This is a genomic window from Sorangium sp. So ce204 (assembly GCF_051526795.1).
Taxonomy (GTDB): domain Bacteria; phylum Myxococcota_A; class Polyangia; order Polyangiales; family Polyangiaceae; genus Sorangium; species Sorangium cellulosum_B.
This window is the reverse complement of the sequence record NZ_CP150317.1, coordinates 9,140,128-9,161,922: the sequence shown is the minus strand read 5'-3', so window position 1 is coordinate 9,161,922 and position 21,795 is coordinate 9,140,128. Positions and strand designations below refer to the sequence as shown.

Genomic DNA, 21,795 nt, shown 5'->3' with positions numbered 1-21,795 from the left:
TGTGCTGGTCGTGGAGCTTCTCAGGAACGGAGAGCTGGGCCCCATGGTTTTCCGGGATCCGGCACCGGCGGGGCCCGGTTGTCGTCGAGGGGACACCTCGCACGCCTCTACCCCGCGCCGCGGGCGTACCTCCTGAGCTTCCGGTAGAGCGTCGACGCGCCGATCCCGAGCTCCGCGGCGGCGCGGGCCTGGTTGCCGCCGTGCCGCTCGAGCGCCGCGAGGATCGCGCGCCGCTCGACGCCCTCCAGCGTCCGCGCGGCCGGCTCCTCGCCCCCGCCGCCGCCGGTCGGCGCGGCGCCGCGGACGTCGTCCGGCAGGTCGTCCAGATCGGCGACGCCTCCCCGCGCCAGGGCGACCGCGTGCTCCACGGCGTTCTCCAGCTCGCGCACGTTGCCGGGCCACCCGTGGCGCTCCAGCGCGCCTTCGGCCTCCGGCGTGAAGCCCGCCACGGGGCGATCGAGCCGGCGCGACGCCGCCCCGAGCAGCGCCCGCGCGAGCGGCAGGACGTCCTCCCGGCGCTCGCGGAGCGGCGGAAGGCGTATCTCGATGACCCGCAGCCGGTAGTAGAGGTCCCGCCGGAAGCGGCCCGCCGCGGCGTCGGCCGCGAGATCGCGGTTCGTCGCCGCGAGGATCCGGACGTCGACGGGGCGGCTCGCGTTCTCGCCGACGCGGCGCACCTGCCGCTCCTGGAGCGCGCGGAGGAGCTTCGCCTGCACCCCGGGCGGGGCCTCGCCGACCTCGTCGAGCAGCAGCGTGCCCCCGCGCGCCGCCTCGAACAGCCCGGCGCGGTCGTGGGTCGCGCCGGTGAACGCGCCGCGCGCGTGCCCGAAGAGCTCGCTCTCCAGCAGCGTCTCGGTGATCGCCGCGCAGTTGACCGCGACGAACGGGCCCGCGGCGCGCGCCGACGCGCCGTGGATGAGCCGCGCTACCCGCTCTTTCCCGGCGCCGCTCTCGCCCGTGAGCAGGATCGTCGAGTCCACCGGCGCGACCCGCCGCGCGCGGTCGAGCGCCCGCTGCATCGCCGGGCTCTCCGCGACGAGCGGCGCCGGCGGCTCGCCCCGTGGCGCTGCAAAGGGCAGGGCGCTCGCCTTCGCGCCGAGCGCTCGCCCCGTCGTCCTACGCGGCGCGGGTTGCGCGGGCTCACCGAACGACGGGTCGAGGTCGCTGTCGCGGAAGAACGGCAGGTGCTCCTCCAGCGCGCCGCCCCACGCGGCGCGCGTCCGGCCCTGGAAGTGGCAGACGTCGTCGCCCCGGCCGATGCACCGATCCTCGATGACGTAGACCGCCTCGCCCGTCGCCCGCGTCATGTAGCCGCTCGCGATGCCGGCGAGCATCCAGCAGACCGGCTCGTCCGCGCGGCCGAGGCGCAGGAGGTGCTGCTCGGCCTCGTACGACGAGAGCAGCGTGGCGCCGCGCGAGGCGAGGGGCGTCGTGTCCCCGGGGGCGAGCCGGATGAAGCCCTGCAGCGTGTGGAGCAGGGCGCCCGCGCCGTGCAGCTCGGCCTCGCTGTCCCAGGCGAGCCGGGACACCATCGCCTCCGCCATCCGGGCGCCGTGCTCGACGCCGAAGCGCGTGAGCACGGCGCGCGCCCCCGCGTACCCCGCGAGCCGGACGAGCTCCTCGCGCAGCGTCCCGAGCGCCCCGGCGTCGAGGATGACCGCGCGCTCCCCGGCGAAGCGGACGACGCCGCCGCGCGCGTCGACGTCGAGCAGCTTCCGGATGTCGAGATCGGCTGCGCGCATGGGACGACCTTTCAAGGCGACAGGAGTGACCGGTCACCCTGACCGGCGGGTTCGCGAGGCGCCACGGACGAGCCCCGGATCTCCCATGGAAAGCGGCCTCTCCCGCGCGGGCCCGGCGTGTGCTCGGGCCGTCGCAGGAGGTCTCTTCGCATGAGCGAGCGCGTGGACATCATGACACCCGCCTTCCGGGCGGATCCTTATACGCCGTACGCAGCGATGCGCCGCGAGGCACCGGTCTGCCAGGTGGATCCTGGCGGGATGTGGGCGGTGAGCCGGTACGCCGATGTCGCGACGGTCCTGCGGACCCCGGAGCGGTTCTCGTCCCAGGGGTTCCGGGCCGCCTGGCAGCCGGCGTGGGTGGGGCACAACCCGCTCGCGAGCTCGATCCTGGCCATGGATGGCCCGGATCACGCGCGGCTCCGCGGCCTGGTGAGCCGGGCGTTCGGGGCGCCGGCGATCGCGCGCATCGAGCAGCGGGCCCGGGATCTGTGCGAGCGGCTCGCGGGCCGCCTCGACGGCGAGGTCGACTTCATCGCCGCGGCCGCGGCGCCGCTGCCGGCGTTCGTGATCAGCGAGCTGCTCGGTCTGGATCACGCGCTAGAGCCGCACTTCAAGCGGTGGATGGACGACCTCCTGTCCGTGACGCCCGAGCCGGCGAGCGCCGAGCACGCCGCCCGCGTCCGCGCCACGATCGCGGAGCTCGACCGGTACATGGCCGACGTCATCGCGGCCCGCAGGCGATCGCCCTCCGACGACCTCGTGAGCGAGCTCGCGCGCGCCGGTGAGCCCCTCGGCGACCGCGAGATCATCGATCTGCTCGTCAGCATCCTCGGCGGCGGCCTCGAGACCACGACCCACTTCCTCGGCAGCTCGATGCTCCTGCTCGCGGAGCGCCCCGCGGAGCTCGAGCGGCTGCGCGCCTCGCCGCAGCTCATCCCGAGGTTCATCGAGGAGATGATGCGTTATGACGGCCCGACCCAGTCCGTCCCCCGGCTCACGACGTCGGACGTCGCGCTGGCCGGCGTGACGATCCCCGCGGGCTCGCTCGTGCTGGCGCTGGTCGGCTCGGCGAACCGCGACGAGCTGCGCTTCACGGATCCCGATCGGTTCGATTTGCACCGCGGCCAGCCGAGCCTGACCTTCGGGCACGGCGCGCACTTCTGCCTCGGCGCGGCGCTGGCCCGGATGGAGGCGAAGGTCGCGCTCGAGGTGCTGGTCCCGAGGATCGGCGAGGTGACCCGCGCGCCGGGCGAGATCCCCTACAACCGCACGCTCACCGTGCGTGGCCCCGTGTCGCTCCCGCTCCGCTTCAGGCCGGCCTGACATGCCAACAAATTGAGGGGATTTGTCAGGTCCTGTTCTGCACAATGGCTGTCCATGCGATATCGAGCGTTCCTGCCGCTGGTCTTCGCTCTGCCGGCGTGCGGCCCTGCGGCCGCGCCCTCGCCTGCCGCGGGCGCCGCGCCCGCCGTGGCCAAGGCGGCGGCCCCCGCGGCGCCGTCTCCGTCGGCGCCCGCGGGGGGCGTCGCGCCCGCGCCTGCCGCGAGCGCCGCGCCGGCGCCGGCGCCGCAGAGCGCCTGTGCGCTGGAGCGCGGCTTCCACGGCACGATCGGGCCGAAGCTCGAGGTCTTTGCGCGGCTCGAGCGCGACGGAGGGGCGGTGCGGGGCCGTTACTTCTATGCCCACGTCGGCGTCGACATCCCGCTTTCCGGGTCTGTCACCGACGCCGGCGAGCTCGCGCTCGTCGAGGGCAACCCGGCGCGCCCGACGGGGCAGTTCGCGGGCACCTGCCGGGCCGACGGCCACCTCATCGGGACGTGGACGAGCCCGCGGGGCGCCTCGCTGCCGTTCGAGCTCGCCTCGGTCGGCGCGCGCGACGTGCTGCTCGTGGCCACGAAGAAGCGGGCGCGCCGCTTCCCGCCGCGGCCGAACCCCGATGGCCCGTCCGACGGCATCGGGATCCCCTTCGAGCCTGGCGAGGCGTGCAGCGAGGAGCTCGCCTGGCCCGAGGTCTTCGGCGCCGCGACGGCGACGAGCGAGGCGGCCCTCAACCGCGCGCTCGAGGGCGGCGCGTGGGTGTTCGAGCAGGGGGACGAGGCGAGTCTGCGCGCGTGCAAGACGGGCGAGCGAATGGCCGCGTCGCGCACCTTCGAGATCGCCCTCAACGAGAAGGGGCTGCTCGCGGTCCGCTCCCACGATGCAATGCGGTACGAGGGCGGCACGCACCCCTGGGATCCAGGGCCTGAGCGCTGGCACGTGCTCGACGCGCGCACGGGCGCGCCGGTGACCCAGCTGCTCGACCGGTCCGCCGCGTCGAAGAAGGCCCTGCGGCCCTTGCTGGAGCGCTGCCTCGCGCCGTTTGCCGACGGCGACGCGACCGTGCTCGAGCTGCTGCGGGAGCGCGTGAGCCTCGACAACCCGGATCTGCTCTTCCTGCCGACGCCCGCCGGGCTGAAGCTCGCCGCGACCGGATATCCGCCGCCGCTGCGCGTGTTCGAGGGGGATGGCCCCATCCTGACGTGGGCTGCGCTCGCCGGCGCGGGCGCGGTAGGCCCGAGGAGCCCTCTCGCTCGCCTCTGGGAGGGCCGCAGCGCGGCCGCGGCGGCGGATCCGTGCGCGAAGCAGGGGTCGCCCTGAGCCGGACCCGATCGGGCCTGTGAACCCGACCCGGGTTGATGCGACAACCGACAACCCGACGCGGGTTGTCGCCGACCATGGCGAGGTTGCTGATCGACTGCGATCTCGGCTTCGATGGCGTCCCCATCGTCGCGAGTCTCCAGGACGGCCTTCGGCGCTTGTTGTCCAGCCGCAACGGGGATCGTGCGATGAGCGTTGCTGGTGCTGTCGCCGCCGGCGCCCAGAGGCGGGATCCCGCGCGCAGCGATGAGCCGCGAGAGCGCTGAGGTTCAGCCGGCCCGGACGAGCGTCAGTGGACGTTCGACCCCGGTGCTGGCGAGCACCGTGCTACATCCGAGCGCGTGCCGACGCTCGTCCTCTCGCAGCGCTATAGCCCTGACTCGAACGCGCTGTTCGCCGCTGCCCTCGCGGCCGGCTGGGACATCGAGCGACTTCGCTCGTTCCGCTGCCCCGAGGGCCTCGCGGCGCGCGACCCCGTGCTCTACGGCGAGACCATTCTCGCCGACGCCATCATGGACGACCTCGAGGTCGCGCTGCTCGAGCCGACCGCCGACTGGCTGCCCCGCCTGCCCCAGCGCCACCGCCTTCGCAGCGTGCGCCTCGCGACCTTAGAGGATGCGCTGGCGCTCCGTGAGCCTTCGTTCATCAAGCCAGCGGATGAGAAGCTGTTCCCCGCGCGCGTGTACGCGGACGGCGCCGCGATGGATCCGGACCCGCGGTTGCCGCTGGATCTGCCCGTCCTCGTGAGCGAGCCCGTCGTGTTCGAGGTGGAGTTCCGGTGCTTCGTGCTGGAGCGCGAGGTGGCGGCGCTCTCGCCCTACATCCGCGGCGGGGAGATCGCGCGCAACGCGGCGGGCGACTGGGAGGCGGATTCAGCGGAGGTCGAGGCGGCGTCCGCGTCCATCCGCGCGGTGCTCGCCGACGCCGACGTGGAGCTCCCGCCCGCGGTGGTCGTGGACGTCGGGCGCATGGCAGGGCGGGGCTGGGGCGTCGTCGAGGCGAATCCCGCCTGGGCCTCGGGGCTCTGCGGGTGCGACCCGGCAAGGGTGCTCCCCGTGCTGCAGCGGGCAACCGTCCCGCGTAGGAGGGTCTCGGCGGCGGAGCAGCGCTGGCTGCGGCGTGTCGGGTGAGGGATCTGAAGCGTCCCCTCGAATTTCAGGGAAGCTCACAGGGAGGCGAGGAGGAAGAAGAAATGAATTCCTCCCTCTTGCCGTCTCTCGCTCCCCGCCTCCCCGCCTCCCTGTTCAATCTTTTTTTGCTAAACCTGTCAGCGAAATTCACGCCATCTTGGCGAACCACCGATCGAGGATGGTTTGCCCCCGCGCGAGCTCCGAGAGCTCCGTCACCTCGTTGAGAGCGTGCATCGTCCGCTCCGCCCCCGGCCCGAAATTCGCCGCCGGGATCCCGAGCGTCGTGAAGCTTGCCACTTCCGACCAGGTTTGCCGGGCCTCGACGCCTTGAACGCCGCTCTGTTCGAGAGCTGCGATGAGCGCGTGGTTCCGGTTCGGCGGCGCCGGACGGGAGAGCTCCTCGAACCGGACGGCCCCCACGCGGTCCACGAGCGCCATCAGCCGCTCTTGCGAGGTATGGGAGCTCGTGCTCGGACCGTACGTGTGGTGCACGTTCACTTCCAGGTGGTCTGGCACGACGCTGCCGGAGCGGCCCCCGTGCGCCGAGGTGGCGTTCATCATCTCGTACCAGGTGAGGCCGTCGACGACGTCGGGTACGGGCTCGAACGCGGCCAGCTGAGAGAGCACGCGCGCGAACTTGTGAATCGCGTTCACGCCGGCGCCGGGCAGCCCGCTGTGCCCCGTGCGGCCTGCAAACGCCAGCGTCGCGTGCGTCGAGCCTCCCGAGCCGAGCTGAAGCTTGTTGTCCGTGGGCCTGAGCACCAGCGCGAAGTCGGCCCCCCGGAGCTCGGCGTCCTGCTTCATGACCACCCTGAGCTCGCTCGCGTCGAAGCCGCACGCTCCGCGCGCGTGAAACACGAGGGTGATATCGGCGTGCACCTGCGGCCGGCGCTCGGCCAGATCGAGCATCAGGCAGAGGCCGCTCTTCTCTGCGGCTCCAGCGCCGAGCGCGCGGTTGTTCTCCGTCCGCGCTTCGCCTCGTTGCCCTGCGTTCGCCACGTCGAGCTGCCCGACGAGCAGGATCTTGGGGCCTCCCGACCCGCGCGTCAGCGGCGCGACCAGGGAGTCCCCGTAGCGGCGCGGCGGTGAAGCCAGGGGGAGCGCCGCGAGCCGTTGAGCCAGCTCGTCGGCCAGGTTGCGTTCCTCACCCGTCGGCGAGGGGATCCTGCACAGCCACAGCAAATTGTCGAGCAGCTCCACGTAGACCTCCGATCAGAAGAAACGATGCGCGCTGGCTCATCCTCCGTCGTACCGGAATTTTCGGTACCAGATCACCAGCCACAAGGCGACTATCGCTCCCAGCACGGTCACGTGCTTGCCGTTGAGCCAGAGCCCGGTGTGAAGCGTGAACGGCAGCGCGCCGGCCGCGAAGATCGCCGCGAGCTGCCCGAGATGGATGATCCGAAGATCGGCGAAGCCTCGCGGGTGACGCAGCCGCAGGGGAGCCCCACCGAGCGTGATCGACCCGATGAAGTACGGCCTGAGCTCGCGCACGAGCGCGTCGTGCGAGGCATCATCGTCGGGCACGCCCTGCAGCACGATCTCCACCCGAGAAGTCCACCAGAGCAGCCGGCGGAGGTACCACCGTCGGAGGACTCCTCCCGCCTGGCGCCTCGCCGAGAAATCAATGTAGCGAAGGAGCGCCTCGCACAGCGGCGGGGAGAATGTCTTCCGGGCGAATGGGCGGACGATAAGGATTTCCCCAATATGCGTCGGATCGAAGCGGGCGTCGCGCGCCAGGAGCCTGCCGTCGTTCCACCACGCCGCGCGCTCCAGGGGCACGACCCTTGCTAGCCGGTCCTCCTCCGTCTTCGCGAGGGAGCGGTCCATGATGCGGACGCTCTCCGTCATCTGGAGCGCGTTGCGGCCCACGGCGAGCACGCCGACGGGCGGGTAACCGCGAGACGGGCGCCGATAGATGACAGCGACGGCGGCTTCCTCCTCGAGCGAGATCCCGCGGGATGGGATCTCGGCCCGGATCCGGCGCTCGTCAGCGTAAAGGCGGATTACGTGCGGCACGCAGGATCCTTAATCCGGTGGAGCTGCGCAGGCGAGCAGATCCGCGCCATCGCCGCTCCGCCGCTCCGTCATGCCCATGCCGCCCACATAGGCGCCCCGATGCCATCGTGCGGAGCCCGCGCTTGCGCAGCGACGTGAGCATCGTGTCGAGCTGCTTGAGCTTCTCTTTCACGCTGCTCTCGAACATGCTGAGCACCCGTAACGCCGTGGCCTCCTCGTCCATCGAGATTCTTCCGTTCGCCTTGCCCCAGCGCAGAAACTGGCGAATGGCATCTGCTTCGTGCCGAGGCTTGAGCTCCTGGATCGGACGACGTGCCTCGTTCAGGCAAATGGACGGAAGATGAAGCTCGAACGCGGCCCAGCCGCACGCACCTCTCCTTGCTCCAGAGCGGGCACCACGTGATCCTCGACGGCCTCACGCAAGTCTGGCGCCAAGGCGGCCAGATTGGATCGGGTAAAAGCGGGCTCGCTCAGCGAGCTTGGCGAGACGCGGCAGCCTTCGGCTGGCTTCCGACGAACGCCGCCAGGTGCTCGCCGGTCAGCGTCGACTTCGCGGCCACCAGGTCGGCCGGGGTGCCTTCGAACACGATCCGCCCGCCGTCGTGGCCCGCGCCCGGCCCGAGGTCGATGATCCAGTCGGCGTGCGCCATCACCGCCTGGTGGTGCTCGATCACGATGACCGACTTGCCGGAGTCGACGAGCCGGTCCAGCAGCCCGAGCAGCTGCTCGAGGTCGGCCAGGTGCAGCCCGGTCGTCGGCTCGTCGAGCACGTAGACGCCGCCGTCGGCGCCCATGTGCGTCGCGAGCTTGAGCCGCTGCCGCTCGCCGCCCGACAGCGTCGTGAGCGGCTGGCCGAGCCGCAGGTAACCGAGCCCCACGTCGGCCATGCGCTGCAGGATCGCGTGCGCGGCCGGCGTGTGCCCCTTGCCGGCGCCGAAGAAGCCGACCGCCTCTGCGACCGACAGATCGAGCACCTCGGCGATGTTGAGCTTGCCGAGGCGGTACTCCAGGACAGACGCCTGGAACCGCCGGCCCTCGCAGTCCTCGCAGACCGTGGTGACGCCGGCCATCATCGCGAGATCGGTGTAGATCACCCCGGCCCCGTTGCAGGTCGGACAGGCACCCTCGGAGTTGGCGCTGAACAGCGCGGGCTTCACGCCGTTGGCCTTCGCGAACGCCTTGCGGATCGGCTCCAGCAGATCGGTGTACGTCGCCGGGTTGCTCCGCCGCGAGCCGCGGATCGGGGCCTGGTCGACCGACACCACCCCGTCACGGCCGGACACCGAGCCGTGGATCAGCGAGCTCTTGCCCGACCCCGCCACGCCGGTCACCACCACCAGCACGCCGAGCGGGATGTCGACATCGACGTTCTTCAGGTTGTGCGCGCGCGCGCCGCGCACCTTCATCACCCCCGACGGCTTCCGCACCGACCGCTTCAGGGAGGCCCGGTCGCTCAGGTGACGTCCGGTGAGCGTGCCGCTCGCCCGCAGCCCGTCGATGGTGCCCGTGAAGACCACCTCGCCGCCGGCGGTGCCGGCGCCGGGGCCCAGGTCGACGACATGGTCGGCGATAGCGATCGTCTCCGGCTTGTGCTCGACCACGAGGACGGTATTGCCCTTGTCGCGCAGCCGCAGCAGCAGCTCGTTCATCCGCTGGATGTCGTGGGGGTGCAGCCCCACCGTCGGCTCGTCGAAGACGTAGGTGACGTCGGTGAGCGACGACCCGAGGTGGCCGATCATCTTGGTGCGCTGCGCCTCGCCGCCCGACAGCGTGCCCGACGGCCGGTCGAGGCTGAGGTAGCCGAGGCCGATCTCGACGAACGAGTCGAGCGTGTGCCGCAGCGTCGCCAGGAGCGGCTTGACGGACGGCTCGTTCAGATCACGCACCCACTTGGCCAGGTCGTTGATCTGCATCGCGCAGGCGTCGGCGATGTTGATCCCCTTGATCTTCGAGGACCGGGCAGCCTCGCTGAGCCGCGTGCCGCCGCACTCGGGACAGGTGGAGAACTTGATAGCGCGCTCCACGAACGCCCGGATATGCGGCTGCATCGCGTCGACGTCCTTGGACAGCATCGACTTCTGGATCTTCGGGATCAGCCCTTCGTAGGTCAGGTTGATGCCCTCGACCTTGATCTTGGTCGGCTCCTTGTGGAGCAGGTCGTGGAGCTCCTTCTTCGTGAACTTGCGGATCGGCTTGTTCGGGTCGAAGAAGCCGCACCCGTTGAAGATGCGCCCGTACCATCCATCCATCGAGTAACCGGGGATGGTGAGCGCACCCTCGTTGAGCGACTTGCTGTCATCGTAGAGCTGGGACAGGTCGAAGTCGGAGACGGATCCCATGCCCTCGCATTTCGGGCACATGCCTCCGTTGACCACGAACTCGCGCTTCTCGGTCTTCTTCCCGCCGGCCTTCTCGATCGAGATCGCCCCGACCCCGCGGACCGACGGGACGTTGAAGGAGAAGGCGTTGGACGAGCCGATGTGCGGCTTGCCGAGGCGGCTCCACAGCACCCGCAGCATCGCGTTGGCGTCGGTCGCCGTGCCGACCGTCGAGCGGGAATTGGCGCCCATCCGCTCCTGGTCCACGATGATCGCGGTCGTCAGCCCTTCCAGCACGTCGACCTCGGGCCGGGCCAGCGCCGGCATGAACCCCTGCACGAACGCGCTGTAGGTCTCGTTGATCAGCCGCTGCGACTCCGCCGCGATGGTGCCGAACACAAGCGACGACTTGCCCGATCCCGAGACGCCGGTGAACACCGTCAGCCGCCGCTTGGGGATCTCGACGCTGACGTCCTTGAGGTTGTTCTCCCGGGCGCCCTGGACCCGGATCCAATCGTGGCTGTCTGCGGCGTGCTGTCTGTCTGCGGCTTGCTGCTTGGAGGAGGCCATGGTCGCGATCATGTCATCAACACCGACGGTCTGTGAAGGGGTTCCGGCAACCTGCGCGAGTCCGGCCGCAGCCACCACGACGTCACGGCCAGCGCGAGGACCACGAGCGGCGCGATGATGTGGCCAGCGTTGCTCGTGGCGTCGCTGGCGCCGACGGCGGCCCAGGCGAAGGCGGCGCCGGTGAGGTCGAACACGAGGCCCGCGTACGCCCACTCCTTCAAGCGCGGAAATCTCGGCGCCAGCAGCGCGAGCGCGCCGAGGATCTTCCAGATGCCGAGGAGCGTGACGAAGTGCAGCGGATAGCCGAGGCGCACGAAGCCGTCGACGCTCGCCGGCGCGTGGAGGACGTGGGCCACGCCGCCCGAGACCATGGACGACACGACCAGGCCTGTGGTCACCCAGTAGGCCACGAGCCTCGCGCGGCTCATGAGATCCTCTCGAGCAGGTCGACGAGCTTCCCGCCCATCATCTTCCAGCCGTAGCGCGCGCCGCCGAAGTTCTGCTTCTGGTCCGGCTTGAAGCCCGACTGCACGAGGGACAGGCGCGTGCCCGACGCCGTGGGCGTGAGCGTGAACGTCACGACGGTCTCCAGGAAGGGGACGCTCCACGTATAGCTGAGCTTCCGATGCGCTTCGATCTCCACGAACCGGCAATTCACGGTGCCGTCCCAGCCGGGGTACGGCTGCGTCTTGAGGGTGAACGCCGCCCCCGGCTCGAGCTGGAGGCCGATGGTGGGCAGGAGCCACTCCGCAAGCAGCGCCGGTTCGGTGAGCGCGCGCCACACCTTCTCCGGCGAGTGCTTCAGATCGAACTCGAACGAAATGGATTCGGTCTGCGATTGTGCGGTCGTGTCGGTGAGGTTCATTCGTCCATTTTCTCCAGCAGTTGTTCGAGGCGATCGACGCGCTCCGTCCAGAAGGCGCGGTAGTGCGTGATCCAGTCGACGAGCGGCTTCAGCCCGCGCGGCTCCACCCGGTAGTAGACACAGCGCCCCTCGCGCCGGCCGCTCACGAGGCCGGCGTCTTTCAACGTGGCGAGGTGCTGCGAGATCGCCGGCTGCGAGATGTCGAAGCGCGACGTGAGGTCCTTCACGGCCGCTTCGCCGCGCGTGAGCGACTCGAAGATCGCCCGGCGGCTGGGGTCCGCCAGCGCCTGGAAGATCTTGTCTTCGACCACGGCCGCGCTCTGCATCCACGACTTATAAGCCGCGGCTTATTGATTGTCAAGCGCGCGGATCCGGCTGTCTGGGCGCGTCGGCGCCGTGGGGCATGGTGCTGCGAAGCAGCCAGCTCTCCTGGTACGTGGCGGGGCGCACGAACGCGGGGAGTGTCTCCTCCGCCGCCGAGATCCGTGCGGCTTACTGTCCGGCCTTCGGATCCATCCACGCCACCTCCCAGTGGTGCCCGTCGAGGTCCTCGAAGCTCCGGGTGTACATGAACCCGTGGTCCTCCGGCGGCCCCGCCTCCTTGCCGCCGCCGGCGAGCGCCTTCGCCACCATCGCGTCGACGTCGGCACGGCTCTCGCACGAGAGCCCGAAGGCCCCCTCCACGTGCGTGGCAGTGTCGCAGATCTCCTTCTTGGTGAACGTCTTGAAGAACGGCTCGACGAGCAGCATCGCGTAGGCGTGCTCGCCGATGAACATGCAGGCGGCCTGCCCGCCCGTGACCTTCGGGTTGAACGTGAAGCCGAGGGCCTTGAAGAACGCCACGGTGCGATCGAGGTCCTTGATGGGCAGGCTGACGAAGAGCTTGTGGGACATGCAAATGTCCTCCTTCCGCGACATGGACCCCCGGCCCGCGGAGAAATCATCGGTCGCTCGAAAAAATCTTCGCGCCCTGCTCCGGCAGCTCCAGGGGCGAGGCCTTGCGCCACTCGCCGAGCAAGGTCGTCAGCGGTCGTCGGCCGACGCCAGGGCCTGGAACTGGGTGATGGCTTCGTAGACTCCCAGGCCGATGCCTCTGCTGAGCTGGTCCCGCTCGACCATGTTATGTGCCAGAAAGATCAGCACCGAGTCGTCGTCGGCGTCCGCGCGCCACCAGCCTCCGAAGCCCCCTGGCCAGCCGACTGCGCCCTTGCGGCCCCCACACACCGTGGGCTCGGCCTTCTTCGGATCGAGCACCACGGCGACGCCCATCCCGAACCCGTGACCGCCCCGGAAGAGCGGCATGCCTCCCACTTCAGCCGTGGCGCGCTGCTGCTCGGTGAGACGGTTGGAGGTCATCGAGGCGAGGGTCTCGGGCCGCAAGATACGCACGCCATCCACGGCGCCTGCTCCAAGGAAGATGCGCGCGAACGCGAGATAGTCGTCCAGCGTCGACCACAGCCCCTGGCCGCCGGAGACATAGGCCATGTCATCGGGCCGTTCAGGGACCGTCGAGCCGCCTGGGCAGGTGAGGCGCGCGGCGAGGCGGCCCGAAGCATCGAACCCGCAGTTCTTGACGCGCCGGTCCCGCTTCTCACGTGGCACGATGAAGCCGGTGTCGGCCATGCCGAGCGGATCGAAGATCCGGCGCTCGAGCACGTCGCCGAGCGGCGCGTCCTCGATGCGCGCAATGAGCAACCCGAGGAGATCGGTCGAGTGACCATAGTGAAGGGTGGCCCCCGGCTGGTCGATCAACGGCAAAGCAGCCAGCCGCGAGATCCACTCATCGGGCGCCACGTGGCTGTCGATGTCGCCTCCCAGCGCCTCCGCATAGGCCTCCGCGATGGGACCACGATGCAACGCCCCGTAGGTCAGCCCCGAGCGGTGCGTCAGCAGATCCTCGAAGGTGATCGGTCGCTCTGCCGGGTCGGTCTCGTCGAGCGGGCCCGTGGGAGAGCGCAGGACGCGCATGTCGCTGAACTCCGGTGCCCAGCGAGCGATCGGATCGGTCAGCGCGAAGCGCCCCTCCTCGAACAGCATGAGCGCCGCCGTCGAGGTGATCGGCTTCGTCATCGACGCGATGCGGAACAGGCTGTCATGCTCGAGGGGCAGCTTGGCCTCCAGGTCTCGCCACCCGACAGACGCGCGCTGAACCACCTTGCCGTCACGCCAGACCATCGTTGCTGCGTTGGCGAGCGCGCCAGCGTCTACGATCGTTCCGACGGCCCTCGCGATCGGCTCTCCTCCGTTCATTCGTTCCCTCGATTCATCCCATGTCCGGCCAACGTCGCGATCCGCTGCGTCGCAGGGCCTGGCGGCGGGTTATAACATGTGGACGGCGAGGCACCGCGGCCAACCTTCGTATTCCCGCGACCACGGTCGCGACGCTCCGCGGCCTTCAGGGAGGAGCACCCGAAGCGTGCGCGTGGTACCTTGGCCCCCATGAAGGAGGCTGGCGCCCCGGGGCTCAGGGAACGCAAGAAGGAGCGCACGCGCGCGCAGATCATCGAGACCGCGATCGAGCTCTTCCTGAAGAACGGCTACGAGCAGACGACGCTCGATGACGTGCTCGGGGTGGTCGAGGTCTCGCGGAGGACGTTCTTCCGCTACTTCGAGTCGAAGGAAGACCTCGTGATCGCGTGGATGGACCAGTTCATCGAGGCGGCGCGCGAGGCGGTGCGGGCGCGCCCGCCGAGCGAGCCGCCCGTCGTGGCGCTGCGAAACGCCGTCAAGACGATCGTGAAGTTTCACGAGGGGGATCTGCCCCGCTTCGCCCTGATCCAGCAGTTCGTCGCGCGGACGCCGGCGATCCGCGCGAGGCAGCGCGAGCGGCTGGGACACTGCGGGGAGGAGATCTGCGAGCCGCTGGCCGAGCGCATGGGCCTGGACGCGCGGCACGATCTCGCGCCGCGCGTGCTGGCGAGCTGCGCGATGGCGGTCGTGCAATCCGCGATGGACGCGTGGATCGCGCGCGGGGCCACCGAGGACCTGCCAGAGCTCGTGGACGAGGCCTTCCAGACGCTCGCGCGCGAGTTCGCCCGCGGTGGGAGCGGCACCTCGCCGCAATGAGCGCCGGCTCGGTCGTTTCCTCCTGAGGCGCGCCCCCGGTTCGTCTGCCGGCAGTTCCTCGTGCGCCTTCACAGCCAATCGCGCGCACGGCCCTTGACCTCCTCGAATTGTGTTGCTTTTCCTTCCCCCTCGATGCGCCTGGTCAAGATCAACCCGCCCGACGTCCACCGGACTCCCGGTTATCACCACGTCACGATCGTCGAGGCAGGCCGGCTGGCCTTCCTCGCCGGCCAGTGCCCGCTCGACCTCGACGGCAACGTGGTCGGCGCGGGCGACTACCTCGCGCAGGCCGACCAGGTGGCAGCGAACGCGCTGACTGTTTTGAACGCGGCCGGGGCGCGGCCCGCCGACGTGGTGCGCTCGGTGATTTACGTGGTCAGCGACGACGACCAGGTGCTGGGCGCGGTGTGGCAGCGACTGAACGACTCGGCGCTCGGCCCGGCCTTCGGTACGGCCAGCACCCTGCTCGGGGTCGCTTCGCTCGGCTTCACCGGTCAGCTGGTCGAGCTGGACCTGACCGCCGCGCTTCCCGGTTGATCCAGCGCTCCGACGTCACGCTCCCTGACCGAGGACCCTCGTTCAGCGGAAGGCGAAGCGGTCGACCGTGATCGTGTAGCTGAGCTGTTCGCCGCGCTCGATGCGGCCACCGAGCGATAGGTTGTGCTCCTCGCCGCTCGTCGCCACGTACTTCGCGTCGGCCGCCACGAACGTGCACGCACCCTCGATCGGCTGCGGGCGCTCGGAGAGGCAGCCGTGGCCGTCCTCGCCGACGGGGCGACAGACGCGGGTGTCGAGCTTCAGCGCCTCGACCTCCTCGCGCGAGAACAGGCGCTCCTCGTAGGTGATCTTCATGGGCTTCTCGCAGCGAACGTAGATGGGCAGGTACTGGTGCTGCGCGTCCCGGTACACGACGCCGTCTTCGATCTCCTCGCGCGTGCCCGTGGCCACGTCCAGATAGCCCTTCAGGCGGACCGGCGCCTCGACCGCAGCGGGGAGCCCCTCGGCGGGCATCGCCTCGGCGTGCGGGTGATCGCCGGCGTAGACGAGGACGTTGAGGAAGCGGTGCCGCGCGCCGTCCCCGGCGGGGCCGAAGATCTCGCTGACCGCGTCGCACCGTGCGGCCTGCTCGGCGGAGTGGCTCTCCATGTTGTCCCCGATCGACTCGAACCCGAGCTCGTAGACGCCCATGCTCGCTCCCCAGCCATTGTCGTTCCTGGACGCGGTCAGGCCGGCGGCGTCGTTGTCTGGGGCAATCCAGAGGTTGTTGGTGGCGAGCGCGGGGACGTGCGCCAGCGAGCGAACGAGGGAGCCGTCGTCGCCGCAGCCGCGCCCGATCTGTTCATAGGTGGTGTCTACCTCCGCCGGAGTCGACGGGGTTGCCGGCGCCGCGGTGCCCTCGGCGTTCGTGTCGCCATCCGCTCCGCCGCAGCCCGCGACGAAGATGAAAGGAGCCCCCACGAGAACCAGCGAACGAAAGCAATTCCTCATGACAGCGGTGAGAGCAAAGCTCGTACCTCCCCGATCCATGCGAATTTTCCGTCCAAATCGCAGCGCGAGACGCGACGCGTGAACGGGGCGCCACACCTCGGCTGCTTACGACGTGGCCGGCGTCATCAAGACCGTCGGTGCATCACACACCCTGGATCCAGCGTCGAAGCAAGGACAGCCCAGCTGGATCGACGGTTTCCGTGGCGACCGGCGGCATCCTCGCCAGGAACACCCCGTCGCGGTGGAACCGGCGGAACAGCGGGCTCGCCTCGGGATCGCCCGGCCTGACGAACCGACCCACCGCCGTCCGGTAGACCGGCGTGAGCTCGGGCTTCTCGAGCCGATCGACGCGCAGCGAGAGATCGAAATCCAGGCGCGGATCGGGGCGCTCGTCGAGGAGAGCGCGCTGCCGTGGCCATCGTCAAGAGGCCGATGCCGCGGCGTCAGCCATGGGGCGCGGTCCCCGCCTCGCCCTCGATCTCGCGCTTCAACGTCCGATCCAGCGCGAAGGTCCCGCCCGGTACGAGCGACGCGAGGAGCGCCGTGAGCGAACGGCGACGCGGCCACTCGCGCTCGGTGGCCGCGCGAAACAGCGCGGAGACGAAGAGGAGAAAGAAGAGCCCGTGGGCGCTGCCGGCGATCCGGACCGCGACCGGCAGGCCGAAGATGTATTTGAGCGGCATCGCGACGGTGAGGAGGACCAGGAACGACAGCCCTTCCAGGAAGCCGACGACGCGCAGGGTGCGAAGCGCGCTCATGATCGGACGTCAGACCAGGTGGGCCGAAAGACCATCATCAGCAGCACCACGAAGAGAGGGGCGAAGGTCGAGACGAACGCGCCGAGCGTGCGCCGGTCGCGCGCGACGCTGTGAACGAGGGCGAGCTGCGAGACCAGCGACAGGACGAGCCCTGCGATGACCCAGAGCTCCATCAAAGGGACCTGCAGCTGCGTGGTCAGCAGGTATCCCGCGATCCACGTGACGACCAGCCCCGGGGAGGCCACGGCGTGGACGGCGCGCTTGCGATCGGCGTGCGCCGTGGCGACGAAGCTGCCAATGAGGCCGCCCGCGTACAGGATGACGCCCAGGAACTTGATCAACCGTAGAATCTGGTAAGCGGGCATGAGGGGGGCTCCATGGCGCGGCGCGAGGCGCTCTTCACGGTTCGCCTTGTCGGGATGACCTCGACGACTCCGAGGCGTGAGACGGCCGGAGGGGCTCGCAAGCGCGGGGATGCCCCGGATGCCAGTGGCATCGAGCCGTCATCGCTCGGCGTATGGCACGGGTGGGATATGGCACAGCGGGGACGGCCCCGCGAGGGGCGTTCGTGCCAATCTTCGACGGCTTCTGGCCAGCTCGACGTCCCGGACCCGCGGCGGATCATAAAACCGTTGGCATGAAGTGGATCATCAAGCATCTTTCAGCCATGCATGTCGTGGCTGTGGTCGTGATGGACGGGGTCATCCCCTTCGACCTGTCGACGCCCTGCGAGGTGTTCGGGCGTGTCCGGCTGCCCGGGGGTCGGGCCGGGTATCAAGTCCGTGTTTGCGGGGTGACGCGCGAGGTGAGCGCCGGAGCGTTCGATCTCCGGGTGCGCTGCGGCCTCGACGAGCTGGCGCGAGCGGACACCATCATCCTTCCGGGCGTCGCCGGGGTGAGCGCCCCGGTCCCGGAGGCGCTCTTGCACGCGGTCCGTGCCGCGGCGGCCTCGGGCGCCCGGGTCGCCTCCATCTGCACCGGGGCGTTCCTCCTCGCCGCGACCGGGCTGCTCGACGGGCGCCGCGCCACGACCCACTGGCTCGCGACGGACGAGCTCGTGCGCCGCCACCCGGCCATTCGCGTCGACCCGAAGGTGCTCTACGTGGATGAGGGGCAGTTTCTGACGTCGGCGGGCGCCGCGGCGGCGCTCGACCTCTGCCTCCACATGGTGCGGCTCGACTACGGCTCGGCCGTGGCCGCGGACACGGCGCGGCTCTCGGTCATGCCGCTCGAGCGCGACGGGGGGCAGTCGCAGTTCATCCTCCACGAGCCCCCCGCGCCGGACGGCTCGTCGCTCGAGCCGCTGCTGCGGTGGATCGAGGAGAGCCTCGACAAGCCGCTCACGCTCGAGGACATCGCGCGGCGCGCGGCCCTCAGCGTGCGCACGCTGAGCCGCCGCTTCCGCGAGCAGACCGGCACCACGCCGCTCCAGTGGCTGCTCCGGGCCCGCGTGCGCCGCGCGCAGCAGCTGCTCGAAACGACGGGGCACTCGGTGGAGTCGATCGCGGCGAGGGTCGGGTTCGGCTCGCCGACCGCCTTTCGCGAGCACTTCCAGCGGCTCGTGACCACGAGCCCGCAGGCGTACCGCCGCGCCTTCCGCGCCGCGCCGATCAAGGCGAACGGCGCGATCCGCCCTCAGTCTTCGGCCCTGACGATGAACCCGTCCGAAGACGATCCCGGTCGTTTGTTGATGGCCAGGTAGACGCCGCTCGTGTCGGCCGCGATGTGGGAGATGGAATCGTCGGTCTTGACGAGCTGGGTGGGGTTCTTCCCGTCCACGCCGACGCGCCACAGCGCTCCGGACGAGGCCCAGTAGAGCGCCTGTGCGTGGGCGACGAAGAAGGTGCCCTCCACGTCGGGGGACGAGAGCACCTCGGTCGGATCGCCGCCGGATACGGGCACGCGCCAGATCGCGCCGGGGCTCATGTAATAAATGAACTCGCCGCTGATCGCGAAGCCCAGGAGGGTGCCACCGCCCACGGTCACGACCACCTGCGGCTCGCCGCCGGTCCGGGGGGAGCGCAGGATCTCGTCCTTGTCGAAAAACTCGACGTATTGCCAGTAGACGAACCCGGAATCCAGGGCCAGCGTCGTGCTGGAGATGTCGCCGGCTGGACCATGCACGACCTCGTCCCCGGCGTCGAGCCCGACGCTCCTGACCTCGAGCGGCCCCGAGCGCACTTGCTGGGTGAAGAACACGCGCTCGCCATCGGTCACGACGTCCTCGATGCGGCCAAAGTCGTCGACGAACGTCACCAGATCGAACACGGCACCGCCCGATTTCGGCATCGCGCGGACCCAGTGCGTGACCGAGTTTTCGGCCCAATACACGTTCTTCTCGTCCACCGCGACGGACAGGGGGACATTGAGTGAATCGTAGATCTCCTCGCGCCCTCCCCCCGCCTTCGCCACGCGCGCGACGGCGGTGTGTGTGAGCTGCTCGACCCAGTACACGTGCGACGCATCGACCGCGATGCCGTGATCGATGGACACGTGCCTCCCGGCGTGCGCGAGCACCGTGCAGCCGCCGGCCGACCCGCCCACGGGGAGGCACGCGCCATTGCAGGACACCTGCGCTTCTGGGCAGTCGGCGGGCCCCTGTCCGCCCCCGCCGGTCTCGCTGCCCGCGCTCCCGCCGGCCCCGCTGCCCGCGCTCCCGCCGGCCCCGCCCTCGCCCCCTTGCACCTGCCCCCCAGCCCCTTGCGCTTGCCCTCCAGCGCCCTTGTCGTCGCCTCCACAACCAACGATCATCGACATCACCACGACGGTGCTCCCGAACCAATTCAGCCGCATACAACTCTCCTGTTCCGAACTGCCGACCTGTACGCGCCCGCCGGCGCACGTTTTCGTCGCCGGGGGTCGCGCTGTCGCGGCGTTCGACGGTCGCGGGAGCGATCCATTCGACGCCGTGCGTCGCGCTCGCTCCCGGGCGATCGAGGCACCCGAGAAGGCCGCTCCCGACGCCGCCCCGCGGGGTGATCGCCGGCGATACCCGTGACGTGTGCCTATGCTCCGCCACGGCTTCCTTGCGTGTCATGAACGTGCTCGTTCTCCTGGCCCGGCGCAGGGCGGAGCTCGGCCTGGCGTCGCTCAAGGACGCCGTTGTCTCCACCGCTGGCTATCAGCCGCCAGGGCCGCAGCCGATTCAGCGAAGTTGCAGCAGCAGCGCCTCGCGCTCCCGGGCCAGGTGACCCCGAGGGAACTCCATGGCGTGCATGTCGAGCAGGCGTCGCGCCTCGACGTCAGCCCTGGCGTTGTAGGCCTGGATGGCCTTGCGCGCCTGGAGGATCAGGTCCTTCTCGCGCTCGCTCGCCCCCCGTTCAAGTCAGCAAGGACCGCTTGGACGTAATGTGGCCTAGGTCACCTGTTGACGCCGCCTTCCGTCAGGAAAAGCATCCGGGCTCGGGGGAGGGCATGGGGTACGGGCTGAAGGCAAAGGCGCGCGTGCTCGTGCTGTGCGGCTGTGCCTGCGCGCTCGCCGGCAGTGCTCCGGTGCCGGCACACGCACTCGAGTTCAGCGGCGGCGTCAGCGTGGGCGGGATCCAGATCGGGATCGATCCCAGGCTGGCCGTGAGCCCCTTCGCCGGGTGGCTCTGGCGCAGCGAGGGGGACTTCAGGCTCGAAGCCCATAACATGCTCAGCATCGTTCCAGGCGATGGTGTCGGGTTCTACGACCGAACGGCCGTCACTCTTGGGTATGCCACGAAGACAACGACCGTCAGCCTCGGGCCGTCCCTGGCGATCTACTCGATGCCGGTATGCAACATCGTGATCTGTAACCGCGTGGTGGGGGTTGCACCAGGCGGCCGCGCCCATTCCGATTGGTATTTCGTCGGGCCCTTGGGCGTCTCCAGCAGCGTCCATGTGGACTGGACGGGCGGCAGTAGTCGCGTTCTTCCTGGAAGTCTGGTTGTGATGGTGACCACTGGACCAGTTCTGAGATTTAGGGCAAGGTCGAAATGAATAAGATATTTGTTGTTCTGTGCTTCGGGCTCGCGGCGTGTAATTACGATGTGGGAGAGTGCTGGGTCCGCGGTGAGGGAAATGAAGGTGCCGGCGGTAGCATCATCACCCCGACAGGAGGGGATGGGGCCTTCGGGTATGTGCCGGCAAGACCGCAAAACGCACCGGTGGGAAGCGGAGCCTCTGAGGCGATGGCAGGGTGCACTCCCGACTGCCTAGAGGCGTGCAAGGAAAAGTGTGACAAGATATGGGAACTCTGCCGTGACAACTGCCCAAGGGGCGACACGAACTGCCTAAGACAGTGTACTGATGAATATAGTCGATGCCTCAAAGACTGCGACAGGAGATGTAAGTGATGCTCGAGCTGACCTTTAAGCTGACCCCAGAAGAGGGCGAGCCGCGCGACATCGTGGTTCGCATCCACGAGCCGACGCGAAACCCTCCGGGGAAAAAGTGGCCTTGGGCTGTCACTGTTGACATCGATGGGCGCCCATCTACTACATACGGGGTAGACCCTCTCGATGCGGTTGAAAACGGGGCCCAGCACGCCGCGATCGTGTTGCGCGGGGTCCATGGTGATGCGCTCGAGCCGCCCATCGAGCCGCGGATGAAGGAGGGCCAATAATCGACTCACGGATGCGCTAACACCCGCCAGCTGGGCGCCCGTCGTGGAGCACCGTGGAGCCCCGTACCCTGGCGTCGCTCGTCGCGCCTGCGCCCGGTGATCCCGCTCACGCGGGACCCACCAAATCCAGCAGCGCCAAAATTTGTCAGGTCACACGCAGGGCACACAAAAGAAAAAAGACACGGCTCTCGCCGTGTCTTTTTGGTGGAGGCGCCGGGAATCGAAACGCCTGCCGAGGGTAGGGATCCGCAGGGATCGCGTAGGTTTCCGCATGCGACGGGAGCGGCAAGCGTGCCGACGACGGCGGCTAAGTGCGCGAAACCTCGTGAGCCGGACGAATCCCGGACGAAACCGGCGGACCCGCGGACGGTGCTGCTCGGCCAGCTGGCGGAAGGCATGAGGGTGGCACTCGCGGCGGGCGACGTGGAGGCGGCGCGCATCGCCCACGAGACCATCGGGCGGCTGCTCGGCGCGCCGGGGGCTGATGCGGCCGGCGTCATCGACCTCGCCGCCGAGCGCACCCGGCGCGGCGGGTAGCGCCGGCTGGGGCGGCGCTCGCGGCGGGCGACGTGGAGGCGGCGCGCATCGCCCACGAGATCATCGGGCGGCTGCTC

At 69.7% G+C, this 21,795-nt stretch carries 21 protein-coding genes; 8 read left to right on the top strand and 13 right to left on the bottom strand.

What is annotated here, in order from left to right; genetic code table 11:
- Nucleotides 1–107 precede the first annotated feature (107 nt).
- Nucleotides 108–1,742 (bottom strand): sigma 54-interacting transcriptional regulator, encoded by a 1,635-nt coding sequence (locus WMF22_RS34265; protein ID WP_438032515.1) that lies wholly within the window; start codon nucleotides 1,740–1,742, stop codon nucleotides 108–110.
- Between the two features lie 150 nt (nucleotides 1,743–1,892).
- Here WMF22_RS34265 and WMF22_RS34260 point away from each other — a divergent pair, with 150 nt between their 5' ends.
- From WMF22_RS34260 to WMF22_RS34250, 3 genes are all read left to right on the top strand, one after another.
- Entirely contained in the window at nucleotides 1,893–3,065 is a 1,173-nt protein-coding gene (locus tag WMF22_RS34260; RefSeq protein WP_438032514.1) for a cytochrome P450, read from the top strand.
- Between the two features lie 54 nt (nucleotides 3,066–3,119).
- On the top strand, nucleotides 3,120–4,379 hold the full coding sequence (locus WMF22_RS34255) for a hypothetical protein (RefSeq protein WP_438032513.1): 1,260 nt from the start codon (nucleotides 3,120–3,122) through the stop codon (nucleotides 4,377–4,379).
- Nucleotides 4,380–4,720: 341 nt separating this feature from the next.
- Entirely contained in the window at nucleotides 4,721–5,509 is a 789-nt protein-coding gene (locus WMF22_RS34250; protein WP_438032512.1) for an ATP-grasp domain-containing protein, read from the top strand.
- Nucleotides 5,510–5,656: 147 nt separating this feature from the next.
- Here the strand turns inward: WMF22_RS34250 and WMF22_RS34245 are convergent, their stop codons facing one another.
- The 8 genes from WMF22_RS34245 to WMF22_RS34210 form a co-directional block, all read right to left on the bottom strand.
- Nucleotides 5,657–6,709, bottom strand: a complete 1,053-nt coding sequence (locus WMF22_RS34245) for a M20/M25/M40 family metallo-hydrolase (protein ID WP_438032511.1) — start codon at nucleotides 6,707–6,709, stop codon at nucleotides 5,657–5,659.
- Between the two features lie 36 nt (nucleotides 6,710–6,745).
- Complete coding sequence (locus WMF22_RS34240; RefSeq protein ID WP_438032510.1) at nucleotides 6,746–7,528, bottom strand: hypothetical protein; 783 nt, start codon at nucleotides 7,526–7,528, stop codon at nucleotides 6,746–6,748.
- Between the two features lie 470 nt (nucleotides 7,529–7,998).
- Nucleotides 7,999–10,416, bottom strand: coding sequence for an ATP-binding cassette domain-containing protein (locus WMF22_RS34235; RefSeq protein ID WP_438032509.1), 2,418 nt, complete (start codon nucleotides 10,414–10,416; stop codon nucleotides 7,999–8,001).
- 8 nt (nucleotides 10,417–10,424) lie between these two features.
- The gene (locus WMF22_RS34230; RefSeq protein WP_438032508.1) at nucleotides 10,425–10,844 is read right to left on the bottom strand and encodes a DoxX family protein; all 420 of its coding nucleotides are present in this window, start codon (nucleotides 10,842–10,844) and stop codon (nucleotides 10,425–10,427) included.
- Complete coding sequence (locus WMF22_RS34225; RefSeq protein ID WP_437294156.1) at nucleotides 10,841–11,281, bottom strand: SRPBCC family protein; 441 nt, start codon at nucleotides 11,279–11,281, stop codon at nucleotides 10,841–10,843. The genes WMF22_RS34230 and WMF22_RS34225 overlap by 4 nt, the downstream gene beginning before the upstream one ends.
- Nucleotides 11,278–11,607 carry an ArsR/SmtB family transcription factor gene (locus WMF22_RS34220; RefSeq protein WP_437294155.1) on the bottom strand — a complete coding sequence of 110 codons (330 nt, stop codon included), beginning with the start codon at nucleotides 11,605–11,607 and terminating at the stop codon, nucleotides 11,278–11,280. Before WMF22_RS34220 ends, WMF22_RS34225 begins: the two co-directional genes overlap by 4 nt.
- Nucleotides 11,608–11,773: 166 nt before the next feature.
- Complete coding sequence (locus WMF22_RS34215) at nucleotides 11,774–12,175, bottom strand: VOC family protein (RefSeq protein WP_437294154.1); 402 nt, start codon at nucleotides 12,173–12,175, stop codon at nucleotides 11,774–11,776.
- A gap of 129 nt (nucleotides 12,176–12,304) precedes the next feature.
- Nucleotides 12,305–13,531, bottom strand: coding sequence for a serine hydrolase domain-containing protein (locus WMF22_RS34210; protein ID WP_438032507.1), 1,227 nt, complete (start codon nucleotides 13,529–13,531; stop codon nucleotides 12,305–12,307).
- 189 nt (nucleotides 13,532–13,720) lie between these two features.
- Between WMF22_RS34210 and WMF22_RS34205 the strand changes: the two genes are divergently transcribed.
- Complete coding sequence (locus WMF22_RS34205) at nucleotides 13,721–14,347, top strand: acyl-CoA-like ligand-binding transcription factor (RefSeq protein WP_437294152.1); 627 nt, start codon at nucleotides 13,721–13,723, stop codon at nucleotides 14,345–14,347.
- 132 nt (nucleotides 14,348–14,479) lie between these two features.
- Nucleotides 14,480–14,884, top strand: coding sequence for a RidA family protein (locus WMF22_RS34200; RefSeq protein ID WP_437294151.1), 405 nt, complete (start codon nucleotides 14,480–14,482; stop codon nucleotides 14,882–14,884).
- A 42-nt stretch (nucleotides 14,885–14,926) separates the two neighbouring features.
- Here the strand turns inward: WMF22_RS34200 and WMF22_RS34195 are convergent, their stop codons facing one another.
- From WMF22_RS34195 to WMF22_RS34185, 3 genes are all read right to left on the bottom strand, one after another.
- The gene (locus WMF22_RS34195; RefSeq protein ID WP_437294150.1) at nucleotides 14,927–15,805 is read right to left on the bottom strand and encodes a hypothetical protein; all 879 of its coding nucleotides are present in this window, start codon (nucleotides 15,803–15,805) and stop codon (nucleotides 14,927–14,929) included.
- A gap of 473 nt (nucleotides 15,806–16,278) precedes the next feature.
- On the bottom strand, nucleotides 16,279–16,593 hold the full coding sequence (locus tag WMF22_RS34190; RefSeq protein ID WP_437294148.1) for a DUF3817 domain-containing protein: 315 nt from the start codon (nucleotides 16,591–16,593) through the stop codon (nucleotides 16,279–16,281).
- Complete coding sequence (locus WMF22_RS34185; protein WP_437294147.1) at nucleotides 16,590–16,958, bottom strand: hypothetical protein; 369 nt, start codon at nucleotides 16,956–16,958, stop codon at nucleotides 16,590–16,592. The genes WMF22_RS34190 and WMF22_RS34185 overlap by 4 nt, the downstream gene beginning before the upstream one ends.
- 302 nt (nucleotides 16,959–17,260) lie before the next feature.
- Between WMF22_RS34185 and WMF22_RS34180 the strand changes: the two genes are divergently transcribed.
- A complete protein-coding gene (locus WMF22_RS34180) occupies nucleotides 17,261–18,295 on the top strand; it encodes a GlxA family transcriptional regulator (protein WP_438032506.1) in 1,035 nt (344 codons plus the stop codon).
- Here the strand turns inward: WMF22_RS34180 and WMF22_RS34175 are convergent.
- Entirely contained in the window at nucleotides 18,229–19,386 is a 1,158-nt protein-coding gene (locus WMF22_RS34175; protein WP_438032505.1) for a hypothetical protein, read from the bottom strand. The genes WMF22_RS34180 and WMF22_RS34175 overlap by 67 nt on opposite strands.
- A 621-nt stretch (nucleotides 19,387–20,007) precedes the next feature.
- Between WMF22_RS34175 and WMF22_RS34170 the strand changes: the two genes are divergently transcribed.
- Together WMF22_RS34170 and WMF22_RS34165 are read left to right on the top strand one after the other, a co-directional pair.
- Nucleotides 20,008–20,556, top strand: coding sequence for a hypothetical protein (locus tag WMF22_RS34170; RefSeq protein WP_438032504.1), 549 nt, complete (start codon nucleotides 20,008–20,010; stop codon nucleotides 20,554–20,556).
- Between the two features lie 1,021 nt (nucleotides 20,557–21,577).
- Nucleotides 21,578–21,718: a hypothetical protein gene (locus WMF22_RS34165; RefSeq protein ID WP_438032503.1), complete on the top strand. Its 141-nt coding sequence runs from the start codon at nucleotides 21,578–21,580 to the stop codon at nucleotides 21,716–21,718.
- Nucleotides 21,719–21,795 lie beyond the last annotated feature (77 nt).

Bases quoted from the DNA above. Each gene is read 5' to 3' on its own strand.
- WMF22_RS34265 (WP_438032515.1), bottom strand. From the start codon at position 1,742: ATGCGCGCAGCCGATCTCGACATCCGGAAGCTGCTCGACGTCGACGCG.
- WMF22_RS34260 (WP_438032514.1), top strand. From the start codon at position 1,893: ATGAGCGAGCGCGTGGACATCATGACACCCGCCTTCCGGGCGGATCCT.
- WMF22_RS34255 (WP_438032513.1), top strand. From the start codon at position 3,120: ATGCGATATCGAGCGTTCCTGCCGCTGGTCTTCGCTCTGCCGGCGTGC.
- WMF22_RS34235 (WP_438032509.1), bottom strand. From the start codon at position 10,416: ATGGCCTCCTCCAAGCAGCAAGCCGCAGACAGACAGCACGCCGCAGAC.
- WMF22_RS34230 (WP_438032508.1), bottom strand. From the start codon at position 10,844: ATGAGCCGCGCGAGGCTCGTGGCCTACTGGGTGACCACAGGCCTGGTC.
- WMF22_RS34225 (WP_437294156.1), bottom strand. From the start codon at position 11,281: ATGAACCTCACCGACACGACCGCACAATCGCAGACCGAATCCATTTCG.
- WMF22_RS34220 (WP_437294155.1), bottom strand. From the start codon at position 11,607: ATGCAGAGCGCGGCCGTGGTCGAAGACAAGATCTTCCAGGCGCTGGCG.
- WMF22_RS34215 (WP_437294154.1), bottom strand. From the start codon at position 12,175: ATGTCCCACAAGCTCTTCGTCAGCCTGCCCATCAAGGACCTCGATCGC.
- WMF22_RS34210 (WP_438032507.1), bottom strand. From the start codon at position 13,531: ATGAACGGAGGAGAGCCGATCGCGAGGGCCGTCGGAACGATCGTAGAC.
- WMF22_RS34205 (WP_437294152.1), top strand. From the start codon at position 13,721: ATGAAGGAGGCTGGCGCCCCGGGGCTCAGGGAACGCAAGAAGGAGCGC.
- WMF22_RS34200 (WP_437294151.1), top strand. From the start codon at position 14,480: ATGCGCCTGGTCAAGATCAACCCGCCCGACGTCCACCGGACTCCCGGT.
- WMF22_RS34190 (WP_437294148.1), bottom strand. From the start codon at position 16,593: ATGAGCGCGCTTCGCACCCTGCGCGTCGTCGGCTTCCTGGAAGGGCTG.
- WMF22_RS34185 (WP_437294147.1), bottom strand. From the start codon at position 16,958: ATGCCCGCTTACCAGATTCTACGGTTGATCAAGTTCCTGGGCGTCATC.
- WMF22_RS34180 (WP_438032506.1), top strand. From the start codon at position 17,261: ATGCATGTCGTGGCTGTGGTCGTGATGGACGGGGTCATCCCCTTCGAC.
- WMF22_RS34175 (WP_438032505.1), bottom strand. From the start codon at position 19,386: ATGCGGCTGAATTGGTTCGGGAGCACCGTCGTGGTGATGTCGATGATC.
- WMF22_RS34170 (WP_438032504.1), top strand. From the start codon at position 20,008: ATGGGGTACGGGCTGAAGGCAAAGGCGCGCGTGCTCGTGCTGTGCGGC.
- WMF22_RS34165 (WP_438032503.1), top strand. From the start codon at position 21,578: ATGAGGGTGGCACTCGCGGCGGGCGACGTGGAGGCGGCGCGCATCGCC.